At 59.1% G+C, this 17,943-nt stretch carries 13 protein-coding genes and 2 tRNA genes; 11 read left to right on the forward strand and 4 right to left on the reverse strand.

All coding sequences use genetic code 11. The features are described from left to right. Window positions 1-29: 29 nt before the first annotated feature. The 3 genes from gltX (at window position 30) to DSM100238_RS04615 (ending at window position 2,036) form a co-directional block, all read left to right on the forward strand. Window positions 30-1,565 carry a glutamate--tRNA ligase gene (gltX, locus tag DSM100238_RS04605; protein ID WP_152355514.1) on the forward strand — a complete coding sequence of 512 codons (1,536 nt, stop codon included), beginning with the start codon at window positions 30-32 and terminating at the stop codon, window positions 1,563-1,565. A 282-nt stretch (window positions 1,566-1,847) separates the two neighbouring features. Then, window positions 1,848-1,920 (forward strand) — tRNA-Glu (locus DSM100238_RS04610). A gap of 41 nt (window positions 1,921-1,961) precedes the next feature. Next, window positions 1,962-2,036 (forward strand) — tRNA-Gln (locus DSM100238_RS04615). Between the two features lie 487 nt (window positions 2,037-2,523). On the opposite strand, the gene DSM100238_RS04620 is transcribed toward DSM100238_RS04615, so the two are convergent. Next, window positions 2,524-3,831, reverse strand: a complete 1,308-nt coding sequence (locus tag DSM100238_RS04620; protein WP_152355515.1) for a metallophosphoesterase — start codon at window positions 3,829-3,831, stop codon at window positions 2,524-2,526. 981 nt (window positions 3,832-4,812) lie between these two features. On the opposite strand from DSM100238_RS04620, the gene DSM100238_RS04625 reads away from it, so the two are divergent. From DSM100238_RS04625 to DSM100238_RS04635, 3 genes are read left to right on the forward strand one after another with little or no spacing between them, the layout of a single operon-like run. Further along, window positions 4,813-5,403 (forward strand): ABC-2 family transporter protein, encoded by a 591-nt coding sequence (locus DSM100238_RS04625; RefSeq protein ID WP_167511035.1) that lies wholly within the window; start codon window positions 4,813-4,815, stop codon window positions 5,401-5,403. 12 nt (window positions 5,404-5,415) lie between these two features. Next, window positions 5,416-6,219 (forward strand): ABC-2 family transporter protein, encoded by an 804-nt coding sequence (locus DSM100238_RS04630; protein WP_240812348.1) that lies wholly within the window; start codon window positions 5,416-5,418, stop codon window positions 6,217-6,219. Then, window positions 6,170-7,192 (forward strand): ATP-binding cassette domain-containing protein, encoded by a 1,023-nt coding sequence (locus DSM100238_RS04635; protein WP_167511036.1) that lies wholly within the window; start codon window positions 6,170-6,172, stop codon window positions 7,190-7,192. Before DSM100238_RS04630 ends, DSM100238_RS04635 begins: the two co-directional genes overlap by 50 nt. A gap of 145 nt (window positions 7,193-7,337) precedes the next feature. Here the strand turns inward: DSM100238_RS04635 and DSM100238_RS04640 are convergent, their stop codons facing one another. Beyond that, window positions 7,338-8,105 (reverse strand): IclR family transcriptional regulator, encoded by a 768-nt coding sequence (locus tag DSM100238_RS04640; protein ID WP_152355541.1) that lies wholly within the window; start codon window positions 8,103-8,105, stop codon window positions 7,338-7,340. 206 nt (window positions 8,106-8,311) lie between these two features. On the opposite strand from DSM100238_RS04640, the gene leuC reads away from it, so the two are divergent. From leuC to DSM100238_RS04655, 3 genes are all read left to right on the forward strand, one after another. Next, window positions 8,312-9,715, forward strand: coding sequence for a 3-isopropylmalate dehydratase large subunit (gene leuC, locus DSM100238_RS04645; RefSeq protein WP_152355519.1), 1,404 nt, complete (start codon window positions 8,312-8,314; stop codon window positions 9,713-9,715). A 135-nt stretch (window positions 9,716-9,850) separates the two neighbouring features. Continuing rightward, on the forward strand, window positions 9,851-10,537 hold the full coding sequence (leuD, locus tag DSM100238_RS04650) for a 3-isopropylmalate dehydratase small subunit (RefSeq protein ID WP_152355520.1): 687 nt from the start codon (window positions 9,851-9,853) through the stop codon (window positions 10,535-10,537). Window positions 10,538-11,381: 844 nt separating this feature from the next. Further along, window positions 11,382-11,777, forward strand: coding sequence for an iron chaperone (locus DSM100238_RS04655; protein WP_152355521.1), 396 nt, complete (start codon window positions 11,382-11,384; stop codon window positions 11,775-11,777). A gap of 146 nt (window positions 11,778-11,923) precedes the next feature. Here DSM100238_RS04655 and DSM100238_RS04660 read toward each other — a convergent pair whose 3' ends face one another. Both DSM100238_RS04660 and DSM100238_RS04665 read right to left on the reverse strand, forming a co-directional pair. Next, window positions 11,924-13,087 (reverse strand): beta/alpha barrel domain-containing protein, encoded by a 1,164-nt coding sequence (locus tag DSM100238_RS04660; protein WP_152355522.1) that lies wholly within the window; start codon window positions 13,085-13,087, stop codon window positions 11,924-11,926. Window positions 13,088-13,274: 187 nt separating this feature from the next. Beyond that, entirely contained in the window at window positions 13,275-14,303 is a 1,029-nt protein-coding gene (locus tag DSM100238_RS04665; protein WP_152355542.1) for a GmrSD restriction endonuclease domain-containing protein, read from the reverse strand. A gap of 466 nt (window positions 14,304-14,769) precedes the next feature. Here DSM100238_RS04665 and murA point away from each other — a divergent pair, with 466 nt between their 5' ends. Both murA and DSM100238_RS04675 read left to right on the forward strand, forming a co-directional pair. Continuing rightward, window positions 14,770-16,095 (forward strand): UDP-N-acetylglucosamine 1-carboxyvinyltransferase, encoded by a 1,326-nt coding sequence (murA, locus tag DSM100238_RS04670; RefSeq protein ID WP_015449799.1) that lies wholly within the window; start codon window positions 14,770-14,772, stop codon window positions 16,093-16,095. Window positions 16,096-17,099: 1,004 nt separating this feature from the next. After that, on the forward strand, window positions 17,100-17,943 hold an 844-nt coding region (locus tag DSM100238_RS04675; RefSeq protein ID WP_240812343.1), incomplete at its 3' end, for a S8 family serine peptidase.

A 17,943-nucleotide genomic window follows, 5' to 3' on the forward strand; every position in this document is an offset into this window, starting at 1 on the left:
CGTCCCTCACGCGCGGCACAATAGAGCGTATGACCGAAGCTGACAACAAAGAAACCAAGGACACCAAGCCTGAGCTGCCGAAGGACGTGCGCGTGCGCTTCTGCCCGTCGCCGACCGGCACGCCGCATGTGGGCATGGTTCGTACCGCCCTGTTCAACTGGGCGGAGGCCCGCCATACGCACGGCACCTTCGTGTTCCGTATCGAAGACACCGACGCTCAGCGTGATAGCGAGGAAAGCTACAACCAGATTCTTGACGCGCTCAAGTGGCTGCATATCGACTGGGACGAGGGCATCGAGGTCGGCGGCCCGGACGGTCCGTACCGCCAGTCCGAGCGCACGCAGATTTACAAGGACGTCGCCGCAAAGCTGCTTGAAGCAGGGTATGCCTATGAGTCGTATTCGACCCCTGAAGAGATCGAAGCTCGCAATGTCGCCGCCGGGCGCCCGAAGGCTTTCGGCTACGACGGTTATGACCGAAACCTGACTGAAGAACAGAAAGCAGCCTTCCGTGCCGAGGGTCGCAAGCCGGCGCTGCGCATCCGCATGCCTGATGAAGACATCGCCTTTGACGATTTGATTCGCGGGCGCATCGAGTTCAAGGCCGGTTCCGTGCCGGATTACGTGATCGTCCGCCCGAACGGCGACCCGCTGTACACGCTCACCAACCCGGTGGATGATGCGATGATGCGCATCAACGTCGTGCTGCGCGGCGAGGATCTCCTGAGCTCCACCCCGCGTCAGATCGTGCTGTACCGCTATCTCATCAAGCTCGGCATCGCCAAGGAAGTCCCGCTGTTCGGCCACATGCCGTACGTCATGGGCGAAGGCAAGAAGAAGCTGTCGAAGCGCGATCCGGAATCCAACCTGTTCCTGCACCGTGAAAACGGCTTCATTTCCGAAGGCCTGCTCAACTACCTTGCTCTGCTCGGCTGGTCGATCGCGCCCGACCGCGATGTGTTCTCGATGGACGAGATGATCGAGAAGTTCGATGTGCGCGATGTGAAGGCGAATCCGGCTCACTTCGACCTGGACAAGGCGATTTCGATCAATGCGGAGCATATCCGCATGCTGGAACCGCAGGACTTCCTCAACCGTTCCGTGCCGTACCTGCATCGCGACGGCGTAGTGTCCGCCGACAGCTGGGACGCCCTGACTGATCGCGAGCGTGAGATTCTCACGGCCGCCGCCCCGCTGGTGCAGCCGCGTGTGCGTCTGCTGGGCGAGGTGTCCGGCATGGTCGGCAGCCTGCTGAGTGAGGAGCCGTATATCGAGCCTGCCGCGGATGCGCGCAAGACGCTCAAGGATTCAGCCGGTGAGGTGCTCGACAAGGCGATCGCAACGCTTGAGGGTGTGGATGAGGCCGATTGGAAGGCTGAATCGTTGCACGAGACCCTGAATAAGGCGTTGGTTGAGGACGCCGGCTATAAGCCGCGTCTGGCCTTCGGTCCGGTGCGTGTCGCGGTGTCTGGTCGTCGTGTGTCGCCGCCGTTGTTCGAGTCGATGGAAATCATCGGCAAGCCGGTGACGGTTGCGCGTCTCAAGGGGCTGCGCGAGCACCTGTGATGCTTGCGTGGTTTGCGGGCTTGGGCGGCATCGGCGGCGTTGGCTGTGCCGGGTGCCCAAGCCCTTGCCTTACGCGGCATTCGGGGATAGACATGGCGCAGTCGGTACTGATTGAGCTGGGTGTCTAAGCCCTGACGGAAGCAGCGAAAGCGGTCTGGAACGTGATGATCCAGGCCGCTTTTGCATTTCGACACGCCGATGTGGTGGACGATTTGCGTGGTGCAAGTATCCGCTGTATATTGTTCAACTGTTGCGTCGAGAGACGTAAACAGATAACTAAACGCCCCCGTCGTCTAGCGGTCTAGGACTACGCCCTCTCACGGCGCCAACACCGGTTCAAATCCGGTCGGGGGTACGACCGACGAAGCAGTTCCAAGAGCTGCGGCGCCTGCCAATTGGGGTATGGTGTAATTGGCAACACAGGTGATTCTGGTTCATCCATTCTTGGTTCGAGTCCAGGTACCCCAGCCAACGAGAAGCCACTGCGAAAGCGGTGGCTTTTTTCGTATACTTACGGCTTCCTGCCGGCGACCAATACGCAACCATAACCCTCTGCCGATGCTTAGGGTGGTGTGAGTGTCGGCGGAAGCTGGATCATAACCTTCTGCCGACGCTGAGGGTGGTGTGAGCGTCGGTGGAAGCAGATGCATGCAACACGGTGTCGTCAACACGAATGCGATTGGCGTCCCAAGTTCCCCAAACTGTCTACGCTGAGCCCTCCGCTGGCGTAGACGGTTTGTACCGGATTACAAACTGGTGACGCTGACGGGGGCGTTAGCGCAGACAGTTTGTACCGGATCACAAACTGGTGATGCTGAGGGCGTCGTTAGCGTAGGCAGTTTGTGCTGGATTACAAACTGGTGATGCTGGCGGGGGTGTTGGCGTAGGCAGTTTGTGCTGGATTACAAACTGGTGACGCTGGCGGGGGCGTTGGCGTAGACAGTTTGGGAGGCATGGTTTATTTCTTGCGTAGGGCGCGGCGCAGGCGACCGAGCAATCCGGGTTTGCGCAGCAGATTCATGGACTCGTCCAGTTGGTCCGCCTCGCTGGAAATCGCGAACGTGTAAGTCTTATGCGAATTGGGCTTGCCTACCAGGTCACCGAATTCGAGCAGCTGGGTGCGCGGATGATACGGGTGTCGGATATCGAATTCGAACAATCGCGCAGCCACTCGCGCAGGAGCAGGCCCATATGACCCGAATCCACAGGTCGGGGAAGCCACCATCAGCATGCCATCGACTTCGCCCGCAAAGCCGTTGCGGTGATCATGCCCGGCAGCAACGGCGAAATATCGATTGTCTTTCGCAAGAATCGCGTATTCGCCGCTGTCAACATCCGGGCAGCTCACGCCTTCGCCCAGATAACTGCCTGGCAAAGTCTTGTCCTCATCGAGCACATAACTGTGACCGGAAAAAACGCGATACCCCTCCACTGCGTGCGCCGCATTCGGCGGAACGGATTTGAGCAGCCGGTAATACTGCGGAATGGGGAAATGCTGGAACACCATCATGCGCGTGTGCAGAACATCTGGCATGAGATCCAAGAACTTCAGTGCCGCCTGCGATGGCGCACCATAGCCACCGGAACGGGCATAACTACCGGAATCGAGTACGGCCAGCGCCAGTACGGTACGTTTGCGTTCCACATCCATGACCGGCAGGGCGAGCGTACCCGCTTCACACGGATAGATGCGTTGGTCGGGCAGCCCGGAATCGGGACGGGTGCGAGGCAGATCAGGACGTGACGCTGTTGATTCGGCGTTGAGACACCCGGGGGATTCCCGGTAGATTGCGTCCATTTCTTCGCGGCTCAAACCGCACTGGCTGTCATGGTTACCGTATGTGACCGCCCATGGAATACCGCGTTCAATCAGCGGTTCGAGGATTGTGCTGATGCTTCGGCGAACCAAGTCGCGCGTGTGTTCGATTTGCTCGCCGCTGGCTTCGTTCTGCCGGAATCGGTCCAATGGCGTGCGCCAAGCGCGTTTTCGAAATGTGGCGGCGTATGCCTTGTCATAGCCGGCGATCTGATTGCCGGTGAAGATGACGATATCCGGGCGTGCCGCGTCCACAGCCGCGGTAATCAGACGTATCGTATCGCCGGAGATATTGGGGCCATCTTGGATGTCGGAAAGCTGCAGCACCCGGAATTTGCCTGACTCATGGAATTGCAGACGTCCCAGCCGCGCGGACACCGATGTCGGCCGGGGTGCGGCGCTGCGTGTTCCATGGTGTGGACGGCTGTCGGGACGTTGCTTGTCGTTCATGACTTCAACACTAGTGCACCTTTGCGCCGATTGCATGTTGAGGTGCCATACAGTTTTTCGATATCATCCGGACGGCGACAGTTCACAGACAGACTGAACGAACCTGGATATCAAGCTGAATGATCTGCCATGCAATTGGGAGCGCGTCCCCAGTGTGCCGCATCGTTGCGCCAAGCATGGGCTGGTTATATATGAGGTACCGGCGAACGGAACCTCTCCCGAGGCGATGTGAACTGGCGAGGTTTCGTCCGAAGCCCCATAACTATAATTGAACCTTCTTCTTCTCTTCTCTCTCCTTGGCCCCGGCGGAAACGTCGGGGCTTCTCTTTTGCCGGGTTCCTCGGTTGTCGACATGGTCATTACGGATGTATTAGTTGATGCGGCATACAGAAATCAAGGGTATCGCTGTTGGAGCCTTGTTCAGATGTGTATGTAAGAACATGCGCAACTCGACGTAACACCGTCGACAGTCACGCAATCAGGTGGGATTCGACGGGTTGCGTATGCCGCGGCACACGCAAACGTATTGGACGTCCTGATGGTGGGCTGAGTCTTGCGATATCCGACGGGTTGTGTATGTCTCGACATGCAGGACGTGACTGTCTGTTCTATCCGGTTGCGGTGCTGAATGATAACCCGCGGACGATGCATGGCGGGAAATACGTGGCAGGATATTTCGTTGCAGGGAGGGTGTGAATCGTCTTCTATCCGACGTGTGACGTATGTCGCGTCAATACGCGCCCTGTCATATCTCCAATCATGTTGTATGATGGCTTCTGTCTTTATTGGAGGGCTGATAGCAAAGTCGCGGAAGGGGAGCCTAAGGTGTGGAGTACTCTCAGATTATCCGCGTATGTTCCCCGTTCGGAATGGTTCGCCCAAGCGATGTCGATATTCGTCAGGATTATCACCTTTCTGGCATTGGCTGGTGTATGGGCGCAGGCAGATACAGGGGATGGACGCGCATACTTGGTTTCGTATATGGCCATCGCGCAGGCGTTGGGTTTCCTGTTGCAACCCACGACCGCTATGGGGGATGACTTGGCGAACGGCACGGTCGCGACACGTATGCTGTGGCCGATGAGTCTCGTGAAATACTATGTTTCGCAATGGCTGGGCCATGTTATCGTCCCGTCGTTGATTTCAGGTTGCCTGATTCTTATGGCGTGGCATATCGCATGGTCAGGGTCTGTCCAGATGGGGCGTATTCCGGTTTTCTTGGTATCCCTGCTCTTAGGTGTGATAATCGGTATCGAGTTCGATTTCATATTCTCGATGCTGATTGTCAGAGTGGAGAATGAGACGTGGTTCGCGAACGCGATCCGATGGTCATTGGTTGCCATCTTCAATGGCTCGGTCATCCCTTTTGTGATTCTTCCCGAGAGCTGGCAAGGGGTGCTGCGTTGGCAGCCGTTCGCCTCGATGGCGAACATCCCTATCGATTTGTTGGTTTCGAGTGGATTCTCGCTTTCCTCGCTGGCCATCCAGCTGATATGGGTGGTCGTGTTCACCTTGGTATGTGTTCCGCTGTACCGGGCCACATGGAAGCGCATTACGGTGTTGGGAGGATGACCTGTGCTTGACATGTTGAAAACCAGCATGCGTCTCGGACTCGAGCCTATTATCGACGGCGGCGGGAGGGGACTGGTATGGATGTTCGGTGAACTGGTGTTGGCCGTCAGTGCGATTGTGCCGTCATTGGCCATGGCGTTTGCGTTGGGTCGAGTCGGTGACTGGACTCGTCAGGATTTGCTCTTCCTGGTCGGGTTCGTGTTGACCGCCCGGGGTCTCGCCCAAGTCGTCGGCGGAGGTAACATCCTGATGATCAGCAGGAAAATCGGCCGCGGGCAGCTTGACCACAACCTGTTGCAGCCGCTTCCGCTTTGGAAATCATTGGTTGTCGAGGGATTCGGTTCCCTTGACCTGATTGTCTCCCAGCTGCTTGGTGTGGGGTGTCTGTGTTGGGGATTGTCTTACGTCGCGCGACCGGAACCGGCATGGTGGTTCGCGCTGATTGTGAATATTGTGTGTGCGGCGGGTCTCGTCATAGCCACACAATATTTGTGGGGAACCCTCACGTTTTATGCTCCGCAATCCGCCGAGGAAATCAACACAATCACGGACGGGGCGATCAGCCAGTTGTCCGTGCTGCCATTGAATGGCGCGATACCGTTCGTTCGGGCTGTGTTGACTTCGATTCTGCCTGCGGCAATGATCGGGGCGGTACCGGCTTCATACATGCTGCATGCATATGGTTGGCGGCTTTATACGATGCCCCTGTTCGCGTTGGCGTTCGGCATTATCACCATCGTTATTTTCAGGCAAGGACTACGTCACTATGGAAAATACAGTGTTTCCCGGTATTCGAGCTTCGGACATCGCCGTTAGACTCGACGGTGTCTGCAAACAGTACAAGCAGAGGCAGGGGCGTGACGATACGCCGCGTTCATGGCGGAATCTGTTCAGTCGGCAATACAAGACCATCACGGCACTTGACAATCTAGATCTCACGATCCATCGCGGCGAAACCGTGGCATACGCCGGTCCGAACGGCGCCGGGAAGAGCACGACCATCAAGCTTATTGCAGGATTGCTCACACCGGACTCGGGGACCGTGACATCGCTGGGAATGAACCCGTTCTCTGACCGTGTCAGATACGTGCGGAATATCGCCGTGGTTTTTGGACAGCGAACGGAATTATGGTGGGACCATCCGGTCTCGTCGTCTTTCCGATGGAAGAAAAGCATCTGGAAAATCGACGACGAGATATATTCCAGGCAGATTGGCATACTGCGTGAACGATTCAATCTGGCCCCGATTTGGAACTCGTTGGCACGTGATCTGAGCCTGGGGCAGCGAATGAGAGCCGATCTCGCGCTTGCCCTGCTGCCGGATCCCCAGCTGTTGCTGCTGGACGAGCCGACGCTCGGGCTCGATGTCGAAGCACGTATGGCAATGCTGAGGTATATCCGCGATCTCAACGCGAACACCGGGCTGACAATTCTGATCACCTCGCACAATACGTCTGATCTTGAGGAGTTGGGACAGCGTGTCGTACTGGTAGCGCAGGGCACGAAGCGATTCGATGGAAGCTTCAGGCAATTGCGTGCGCAGGTCGGTGACGTGCGTGATATGTGCGTGGTGACGGACTCATCCCGACACCCGCAAGTTCCGGACACAATCGCATATGACCGTTCCGAAGGACGTGCACATTATTACCATTTCATGGCCGACGAGCACAATATCATGGATATCATCGACATGATTGGACGACAGTGTCGGATTCTGGATATATCGATTGAACGGACGTCCATAGACAACATTCTCACGCAACTGTACAGGCGATACAACAGCGCATGATGCATTGACTGCCCAATCGACATAACAAAAACCTTCTACCGACGCTGAGGCGATCGTCAGCGTCGGTAGAAGGTTATATCGGAGGTGCCTAGGCATCTTAGGCCGGTTCAGATTGCTTTGGAACAGTCCTCGCGGACGGCATCTCTCACCGCTCGCCGCTGGCGCGCAGCAGAGCTTCGGTGAGATACTTGCCGGCGGCCATCACCAAGGGCGCATACCGGCGTCCCGGGGTCGTGCCCATGCGTCCGGTCGGCCCGGAAATAGAAATCGCGGCGATGACTTGGCCGGAAGGATTGCGAATCGGCGCGGAGATGGAGCATACGCCGTCTTCGCGTTCGTTGACGGATTCCGCCCATCCGCGTTTGCGCACGGCTGCAAGCTTTGAAGCGGTGAATTTCGCATGCCTCAAGCCTTGATGCAGACGTTCTGAATCTTCCCATGCCAGCAGGATTTGCGCGGCGGACCCGGCTTCCATGGACAGCAGTGCTCCGACAGGAATGGAATCACGCAGGCCGCTGGCACGCTCCACGGCGGCGATGCACACGCGTTGATCGCCCTGACGACGGTAGATTTGCGCGGATTCGCCGGTGCGGTCGAGCAAGGTCTGCAGAATCGGACCGGAAGCGGTGAGCAGACGATCCTCGCCAGCTGCGGCGGCAAGTTCAGCGAATCGAGATCCCAGGACGAAGCGCCCATGCTGGTCGCGGATGACGAACCGATGACGTTCCAAGGCGATGGCCAGACGGTGTGCGGTCGGGCGCGCCAGACCGGTTTCGTTGACCAACTGACCGAGTGTGGCAGGTCCTGATTCGAGCGCATCCAATATTTTGACCGTTTTGTCAAGTACCCCGACGCCAGAATGGATATCGCCGTCGGCCTGCTGCGGCTGATTCTGGTCGAGATGAGGACCCATGAAATCCTTGGTGTCAAAGCGTTCCGATCCTACGGGAACGCGCAATGTGGAAGAAGTCATATTCCGGATTATGCCATCTCACATATCGAAACGCAAAAGCAGGCGCACGCCGAAAACCGACATAGTGGAGTACAAGGGCCATGTGGAAACGCATGGCTGAAGTAATTTTAGGGCGAAAACGTTGAAATTCCGCCAAAGGAGACAGCATGGGAACCACATTGGCCGAGAAGGTATGGGCTGACCATCTCGTACGGCAAGGCGAAAACGGCGCGCCGGATTTGATTTACATCGATCTGATGCTGATGCATGAGGTCACCAGCCCGCAAGCATTCGAGGGACTTCGTCTCGCTGGCCGCAAGCCGCGGCACACCGATTTGCTGATCGCGACAGAAGACCACAACACGCCTACCGTCGATATCGACCGCCCGAATCCTGACAAGACCTCCGCGCTGCAGCTGAGCACGCTGGAGAAGAACTGCAAGGAATTCGGCGTCCGGCTGCACCCGCTCGGCGATGCCGATCAGGGCATTGTGCACGCCTTCGCGCCGATTCTGGGGCTCACCCAGCCGGGTATGACCATCGTGTGCGGCGACTCCCACACCTCCACCCACGGTGCGTTCGGCGCTCTCGCGTTCGGTATCGGCACCTCCGAAGTGGAGCACGTGATGGCCACGCAGACCCTGTCGCTCAAGCCGTTCAAGACCATGGCCGTGAATATCGAAGGCGAGCTGCCCAAGGGCGTGAGCGCCAAGGACATCATCCTTGCCATCATCGCGAAAATCGGTACCGGCGGCGGTCAGGGCCACGTCATCGAGTATCGTGGCGAAGCGATCCGCAAGCTGAGCATGGACGAGCGTATGACCATCTGCAACATGTCCATCGAAGCGGGCGCCCGCGCTGGCATGATCGCTCCTGACGAGACGACGTTCGAATACCTGAAGGGACGTCCGCACGCGCCGGAAGGCGAAATGTGGGACAAGGCGGTCGCCTATTGGAAGACGCTCAAAACTGATGATGACGCCGTGTTCGATAAGGAAGTGACACTCAACGTCGCTGATTTGACGCCGTTCGTCACGTGGGGCACGAATCCGGGGCAGGGCGTGCCGATCACCGGCAACGTCCCGGTGCCGGAGGATATTGCCGATGCCGAGCAGCGCGCCGCAGCACAGTCCGCAATCGAATACATGGGCCTCAAGCCGGGCCAGCCGATGAAGAGCATCCCGGTGGATACCGTGTTCATCGGTTCGTGCACCAACGGTCGCATCGACGACCTGCGTACCGCAGCGAAGATCATGAAAGGCCATCACAAGGCCGATTCCATCCATCGTGTGCTGGTGGTGCCCGCTTCCTCCCGTGTGCGACTTGAAGCCGAACGCGAGGGACTTGACAAGATCTTCAAGGATTTCGGTGCGGAATGGCGCAACGCCGGCTGCTCGATGTGCCTGGGCATGAACCCGGACAAGCTGGTGCCGGGCGAACGGTCGATTTCCACCTCGAACCGCAACTTTGAGGGGCGTCAAGGCAAGGGGTCGCGCACACATCTGGCATCGCCGGCAGTTGCGGCGGCTACTGCGATCCGCGGCACGATTTCCAGCCCGGAAGACCTGTAAGCCAAGCGAAATCATCGCCGAACAGGCTGAACAACCCACAGACGTAAGAAATATGCAATCCCGCCGCCTGCAACACGACACAGGCGGCCGGATTACAGGCCGACATGCAGATGCCGGCCGATGAAAGGAATCGTTATGGAAAAGCTGACCGTGGTGACCGGAACAGGCGTTCCGCTCCGCCGTTCGAATGTGGATACCGACCAGATCATCCCCGCTGTGTTCCTGAAGCGGGTCAAGAAAACCGGTTTTGAGGACGCGCTGTTCTACGCGTGGCGCCGCGATCCCGATTTCGTGCTCAATCGTCCCGAATACAAGCAGGGCAAGATTCTGGTCGCAGGACCGGATTTCGGCATCGGCTCGTCGCGTGAGCACGCGGTGTGGGCGCTGCGCGATTACGGTTTCCGCGTGGTGATTTCCTCGCGCTTCGCCGACATTTTCTATGGCAACACCGCGAAGAACGGCGTGCTGGCTGCGATTATGCCGCAGGAGAGCATTGAGTTGCTGTGGAAGCTGCTTGAGGAGGAGCCTGGCCGTGATATGACCGTTGATTTGGGCGAACGCACTGTGACATGCGGTGATGTGACCCTGCCGTTCGAGGTGGGCGATTATGTGCGCTGGCGTCTGATGAACGGCTATGACGATATCGATTTGACTTTGCAGCATGAGGACGATATTGCCTCCTACGAGAAGATGCGCGCCGAGAAGTTCCCGTTCAAGCCGAAGACCTTGCCGGCGAAGCATTGGGCGGATGTGCCGATTCAGTCCGCGCGCGAGCCTGAGGAGGCTCAGCCGTGGGCGGGGCCGATTGGCAGCCGTGAGTAGCTGGAGCAGACGCTGTTGGCCGTGGGATCCTTGTGGGTTCCGCGGCCTTTTGCGTGTGCGGGGGGCGTGATTGCGAGGATTGCACGGATCGCAAGTGTGCTTGGCTGCAGTGCATCGATGGATGAATCGCGGCAATCGGCGGATACGGTTGGTTGCATCTGCGGGCTATGGGGCTTTGCGCTGACGGCGGTCCGGTGATAGGCGCGCATCTCGGGGAAGGTGTGGTGGTTGCGTGGGTATCTGCAGGAAGGTGTGGTGGTTGTGTGCGGCGATGCGCAGTTGTGCGGGTATCTCGGGGACGATGTGGGCGGTCGGATGCCGAAATTCGTAGTTGCGTGGACATTTCGGGGACGGTGTGAGCTGGCGTGCGCGGCGATGCGTGGATGTGCGTGTATTTCGGGGTTCCTGTTCCTGATGGTCTTCAGAACTTGTGAATTGGCCTTCTGGTTGCTGCATGATGTGCCATATGGATTGCCATCTGTCGTGTCCTGCACGTAGCGCGATACGGGAACTGCGAGAAAGGGGGGCAATGCCCGCTTGCTGTTGATGCGGGGAACACTTTTCCGGCTGTGATGGGCGGCCAGTTGCCGAACGGAACTGACGGCACCCGCTTGCTGTCGGCGTGGGTGGGAAACACGTTCCGACTGCAGCGGCGAGTGCCAATATGGGGCCAGTGCCTGCTCGCCGCAGGGGAGAACGAACCATGAGGGAATGCGGGAAATAACGGGAGTATAAGGCGAGGAATGCTCCGCCGCTGGCGATTCACCGCATCCGATACGATACGCTTGCATGAACAGCGCAGCCGGACGAAACCGGAGCGTTCCCGCCCGGATTGGAGCAGAGTATGGCGAAATACGCGAATGTCGAGGAATATCTTGATTCGATTGCAGATGCGAATCATCGCGCCGAATTCAAGGAATTGCTTGACTGGGTGCACGCCACGTGGCCGCAGCTGGCCTGCGAAGTCAAGTGGAATCAGCCGATGTTCACGGATCATGGCACATTCATCATCGGGTTCACCGCACTGACCAATCATGTGACCGTTGGCTCGGAGCCGCGCGCATTCGAGCATGCCATGCCGATGATTGAGCGGCAGCATCTGAAGCGCGGCAAGAAAACCTTCCAGATTCCTTTCGCGCGCAGCGACGCGTGGGAGGTGCTCGAGCAGATCATCGAATTCACCATCGCGGATAAGCGCGAGGTGCAGACCTTCTGGGATCAGCGCCGTTCCGGATACTGATATCCGCGGTTTCGCGGGACTAACCGGGTATATGCCGTCTACGTTCTGCTTCTGCCGACGCTGACCAAGCGCTCAGCGTCGGCAGAAGCAGAAGACTGACATGACAGGCATGTCCGTACGGTCTGCCGCAGTCTTGGCAGACCGATTCACACGTCGATGGCTGCCTTGATAATCCGGGCGAGTCTCGCATCCCACATCGCGCCGGTCGCGCTCATCACCGCATCCGCCCCCGCCTTGCGGTACGCGAGGTAATGCTCTGGTTCGATGACACCGCCGACACCGACAATCGTGAAATCAAGCCCGAGTCGTTCACGGATTGCCGACAGGCGGCGGACCATATCCAGCCCTGCCCCGCGAATCGCGTTCCCGCATACACCGCTGCGGTCGCGCCCCTCGCCGGGCAGCGCCTGCTTGCCGGAAGCATCCACGAGTTTCGCGGAAATGGTGTTGATGGTGGAGAATCCTTGCACTGTGCCGCGTCCAACGGTTTCGCGCACCATGGTTTCGAGTTCAATATCCGAGGGGAAATACGCGAGTTTGACGATGAGTGGCCGTTCTCCGATCTCGTTCTTCACCGCTTCGGTGATGCGGCCGACCAGATGCGGGTCGTGGCACAGCAGTCGGTTGTGCCCTTCGTTCGGGCAGCTGGTGTTCATTTCCATGAGCTGTGCGCCGGTTTCGCAGACGAGCCGCGCAGTGGTCACATGGTCGGCGATGTACTCATCGGTGCTCATGCCGGCTACGCGCGAACCTTGGAAACTTGGCACCAGCAGCTGGCCTGGGCCGGCGGCGGCGATGGCGTCGCGCATGTCCGGCTGCCAGACGTCAGGATCGCGTGATGGCACACCAAAGGAATTGGAGATGGAGATCGGCAGGTCATAGCGGGTGTCGGCAAGCACGCCTTCGTCAAGTTCGGGACTGCCGGGAGTGAGGGAACCGTCTGCCGCCTTGGGGTGGACGGCAAGCACGTTCGGGAATGGGTTGCAGCCCCAGGCGCGCGACCGCACGGTTTTGTATACGGCAAGGTCGAATCCCAAGCGGAAGGCGGCTGTCGTGAATCGTGAGTTGAGCAGTGGGCCTGCAGGAATGCCGAAGGGCAGGTTCACCGGGAATCCGAGCACGCTCGCAGCGGTCGCGGATTCTGCAGAAATCGCGGTGCTGCCCGCCGCTGACGTTTCGTTTGTCGCGCCTTCTGCAGGGCTGTCGTCACCGGCCAACGCCTGCGCGAACAGGCCGAACGGCCCGCGGCGGTAATTGTCGTCATATGTGAGATTGACATCATAGAACGGCTCGAATTGCTGGTTGGACATGCTTGCGGACTCCCGTCGTATCGCCTTTGCGGCTCCCGTATTTGCTCCCAGTATATGGATTGTGCGGATTGACTGCGGCGATGTACGGCGCCGATGAGACGATTCGGCTGCCAGACTGAGTAGAGTAGCCAGACTGGGTGGCCGATTCTGTGGCGCCGCATATATTGGCCGCGTGGCCGTGTGCCTGTCATTCGCAGGCTATGCCGTCGCCGTCACGGTCGAGTTTCTTGGAATATCCCGGTTGCCCTTGATACAGCGGGGCTTTGCCTGCCGCGCGGACGGCGGAACAGTTCTGGTAGTAGACGTCTGAGCCGGACTGCTGCGTGGGGGCCGGTGCGGCCTGTGTTTGCGCCGGAGCGGGCGCGGGAGCGGGGGCGGCTTGCGTGGTCTGTGCCGGTGCCGGGGCGGCTTGCGCGGGCTGGCTTGCGGCAGACGAGGAAGCGACCACGCCGCCGCCATCGGGCACGGTTTGTCCCGGGCAGCTGGACAGCACGTTGGTCATCGCATCTTTCTCGGCCTGCGTCACCCACAGCGCATACTTGTGTTTCACGCCGATCTGTCGTGCGACATACTGGCAGCGGAACGATTTGTTCGATGGCAGCCATGATGCCGCGTCGGAATCGGATTTCTGCTGGTTTGCCGGCCCGTCCACCGCGAGTAGATTGTACGGGTCGTTCGCCAGTTGCAAACGCTGATCGGCGCTGAGCTGCTGCGCGCCTTTCTGCCATGCGTCGGACAACGCGACGACATGGTCGATTTGCACGGCGGTCGACGTATACTGCCCTCGCACGAAATTGATGGTTTTCCCGGTGTATGGATCGTTGAGCGTGCCGGTTTTGACCACGCAATCGTGGGTGCCGTATTTGAATGTCACATTGGTCATATCGCGCTTGAGAATATCGTTGCGCGTATCGCAGCCGTTATGATCGACGTCCGACCAGGCGGCGCCGAACTGTGTGCGCGCATACCCGGTTTTCGGGGCGCGTCCTTTGACCGACAAGGTCGCCAGCATATCCACAGCGGCGACGGACGCATCGGAAGATCCCGAGCCTGTGCCGGATTGTGCGGAGGCATTATCCGAAGGACTTGCGTCGGGTGCGGTGGTTTCGCTTGGGGATGAGGATTCGGACGGCGTGGTGGCTGCCGATGTGGATTCGCTTGGCAGCGCTGTGGTGTCGGTGTCCGACCCGCCGCATGCGGACAATGGCAGCAGCATCGTGCCGGCGAGGATTGCGGCGATGAGTCTGGTTGTGGAACGCCGCCGTGAGAACGCCCTGTGTTGGGTATCGGCGGTATCGGCGATATTGGCGGCAGCAGCGGTAGCAGCGGTCTGTCGCGTGCCTGTATTCGTGGAATTGTTCATGTGACGCTCCTTCACATTCCCCGACATCTAGCTGAAGCTCCGCATAATGTCGGGCTTCATCCGAATCATTCTATGCCGGTGGAGAAGTACGCCGGTGTATGCGTGCAAGCGTGTCGTGCCCTAGTGTTGTCTGCTTTCTGTGGCGATTGCTTCACAACCGTCATGGACATACGATTCGGCTGGTAGCATGTTCACCACGTATGCACATGAGGTGTGGCACCATGGTGATACCAATCAGTACCAGCCGGTAGTGTGTCAGCGCCGGCCGCCCCATCGCGGCGACAGGCGCGTCCGGGCAAGGGAATCGAAAGAGGTCGACGTGGTCGAAGAGAAAGATGATGTGCTCCATGTTGAGGGCGGCAAACCGCTCCACGGCACGATCAAGGTTCGCGGAGCCAAGAATTTCGTAAGCAAAGCCATGGTCGCCGCATTGCTCGCGCCTGGTAAATCCGTGCTGAAGAACGTGCCGGAAATCCGCGATGTGCACGTCGTATCCGACCTGCTGCGCCTGCACGGTGTGGACGTGAATGTGGACGGCAAGAACGGCATCGTCACTATCGACGCAACTCACGTGAAGCTTGCCGACGTCGCTGATGTGGACACGCTTTCGGGTTCGTCGCGCATCCCGATCCTGTTCTCCGGCCCGCTGGTGCACCGTCTGGGCGAGGCGTTCATCCCGGCGCTCGGCGGCTGCAACATCGGCGGACGCCCCATCAATTTCCATCTCGACACGCTGCGCAAACTCGGTGCGGACGTCGACAAGGAGCACAAGGACGGCATCCATATTACCGCCCCGAACGGTTTGCACGGCGCGAAAATTCATCTGCCGTACCCGTCGGTGGGCGCCACCGAGCAGACCCTGTTGGCAGCCGTGCTCGCCGAGGGCAAGACGGAACTGTCCGGTGCCGCAATCGAGCCGGAAATCATGGATCTGGTCGCTGTCCTGCAGAAAATGGGCGCGATTATTTCCGTGGATGTGGATCGTACCTTCCGCATTGAGGGTGTGGAGAAGCTTCAGGGCTTCACCCATACCGCGCTGACCGACCGTATTGAAGCGGCATCCTGGGCTTCGGCGGCGCTCGCCACCCGCGGTGACGTATTCGTCAAGGGTGCCACGCAGGCTGACATGATGACCTTCCTCAACGTGTTCCGCAAGGTCGGCGGTAAGTTTGATATTACCGATGAGGGCATCCGCTTCTGGCATCCGGGCGGGGACCTGCACCCGGTGGCCATCGAAACCGACGTGCACCCTGGCTTCATGACCGATTGGCAACAGCCGCTCGTGGTTGCGCTGACCCAGGCGAAGGGCCTGTCGATTGTGCATGAAACCGTGTATGAGAACCGTTTCGGCTTCACTAAGCCGCTGGTGCAGATGGGTGCGACCATCCAGCTGTACCGTGAGTGCCTCGGTTCGCTGCCCTGCCGTTTCCAGCAGCGCAATTACAAGCATTCCGCGGTGATTTTCGGACCGACTCCGTTGACCGGGCGCGATATCGACGTGCCGGATTTGCGTGGAGGGTTCAGCCACCTGATTGCGGCGCTTGCGGCGTCCGGCCCGTCCGATGTGCACGGGATTTCGCTGATTGACCGCGGGTACGCGGATTTCCGCGGCAAGTTGCTCGCGCTTGGGGCTGATATCGACTGAGTTGTTGCTCGTTCGGGTTTGACGGTGCCGTTCTCCGGTTGCGGAGGGCGGCACCATGTGTTTTTGCGGTGTTTTTGCGGTTGGCGGGTGCGTACGGGGCGGTGTGCGCGGGGGCGCGGTCGGAGCAGTCATGGATTGATGCGTTTGGCGCCTGTATGCAGGGGATTGTTGGGGCGCATACCATGGGGATGGTCATCGTCGGTCCCATTGGCCGATATGGGTGTTGATGCGAATTGTCAGGTTCGGCAATATCGGCAATACTGGCGACGATGGAATATCCATGGCTGTATACCGCCGCGCGATGGTGAATGTTTTGTGAAGGACGACTGTGTTCAACAAGAGGAAAGCGATGTTGCAACTCTTGTCTACGGCTTCGGCTGGTACAGAATCAAAACGTAGACGTGGAGACACGTCAAACGTTTGACGGCAATAGGCCAACGGTGTGTGAGGAATATGCGGATTCGCCATGGTTCTTTAGCGGTTGGCTAATGATATCTTGAAACAATGTGCTGACCGTTTCGGGTTGGCGCTACGTCAGTTGCCCTCCGAAGAAGGAAGATAATACGCCGAATCAATCAGAGCCGAGGAAAGCGTGAGGTGACCAGAGCCCTCTTGGCTGTGGAAGACAGGTAGCGCAAAGTTGCTCGAAGTAACTGGAATGTGAAACGTATCAGTCCATCCAAAGTGGAATGTGGGACTGCAACTATCCGAGAGGAAGAAACCGAACATGAATGGTGCGATTGTTGCTGATCCCGGGTAAGCGCGGCTGCAGTCACGTGGCATGGTGTCTGACGGGAAATGGAGGCATCTTTCTGGCAAGACGATGAAGTTGTCCGAACGGACAGAGCAGGCGTATCAGGATGCTGTGGGAGATTGCTCGGCTGCTGTGGGCGTTTCCAGTGTCTCGGGCGGGCAGCCGTTGCCATCAAGCAGGTGACGGTACTTTCGTCATCACTGGACAGCAAGCACAGGGTTACGAGAGCAAACGGTAAAGGAGAGCAGTCATGGAGTTCAAAGGATTATCGGATAGTCGTGTGCAGGGAACAGGACTTCCCCATGGCGCGGTTGAGTGCGCGCGGATGGGGTCGTGGGGTCGGCCGGCGCGTGGCCGTGTGCGTGTGTGGTTGTGGCGTGTGGTGTTGGTGGTGGCTGCTGTGGTGGTGGTGTGTGGGTTGTGTGTGCCGGCGCGTGCTGTGGATGGGGTGGATTGGCGTATCGAGGATATGGGGGTGCGTGATGCGTGGGCGTCGGGTGTGACGGGCCGGGGTGTGACGGTCGCGGTGATCGACACCCAGGTGGTGGAGGATCATCCGTCCCTGGCGGGTGCGGATGTGGAGTACCGGTTCGTCATGGTGGGCGGGGGCACGTCGTGCCGTGGTTCGCAGGATTCGTCGTTGTCCATGTCGGTGGATGATCCGACGGTGTCCACGGCGGACGGCCTGTATGTGACGCACGGGACGCATATGGTCGGCCTGATCGCGGGGACGGGCGTGGGGTATGACGGCGGTCTGGGCTTCCAGGGCGTCGCGCCGGGCGCGCATGTGATCGCCTACCCCGACGAGCTCGCGACGGAAGGGACCCTCGACGGCATGGCCTGTGTCAGCGACGACGACAACGGCGCGCATCCTTTGGTCGTGGGGGAGTTGGAGGATGCGGTGGCGTCGGGGGCGCGTGTGGTGAACATGTCGTTCGGTCTCGACGGCATCGACAACTGGGATGTCGCGGCGGCGGCGTTGCATGCGTTGCGGCATGGCGTGGTGCTGGTGTCCGGGCGGGACAACAGCTCGACCGCGGGCATGTACGACCTGGTGGGTGTGCCGGGGACGAACAATTACTTCCCGGGCGAGG

This window comes from Bifidobacterium apri (assembly GCF_009299485.1).
GTDB lineage: Bacteria > Actinomycetota > Actinomycetes > Actinomycetales > Bifidobacteriaceae > Bifidobacterium > Bifidobacterium apri.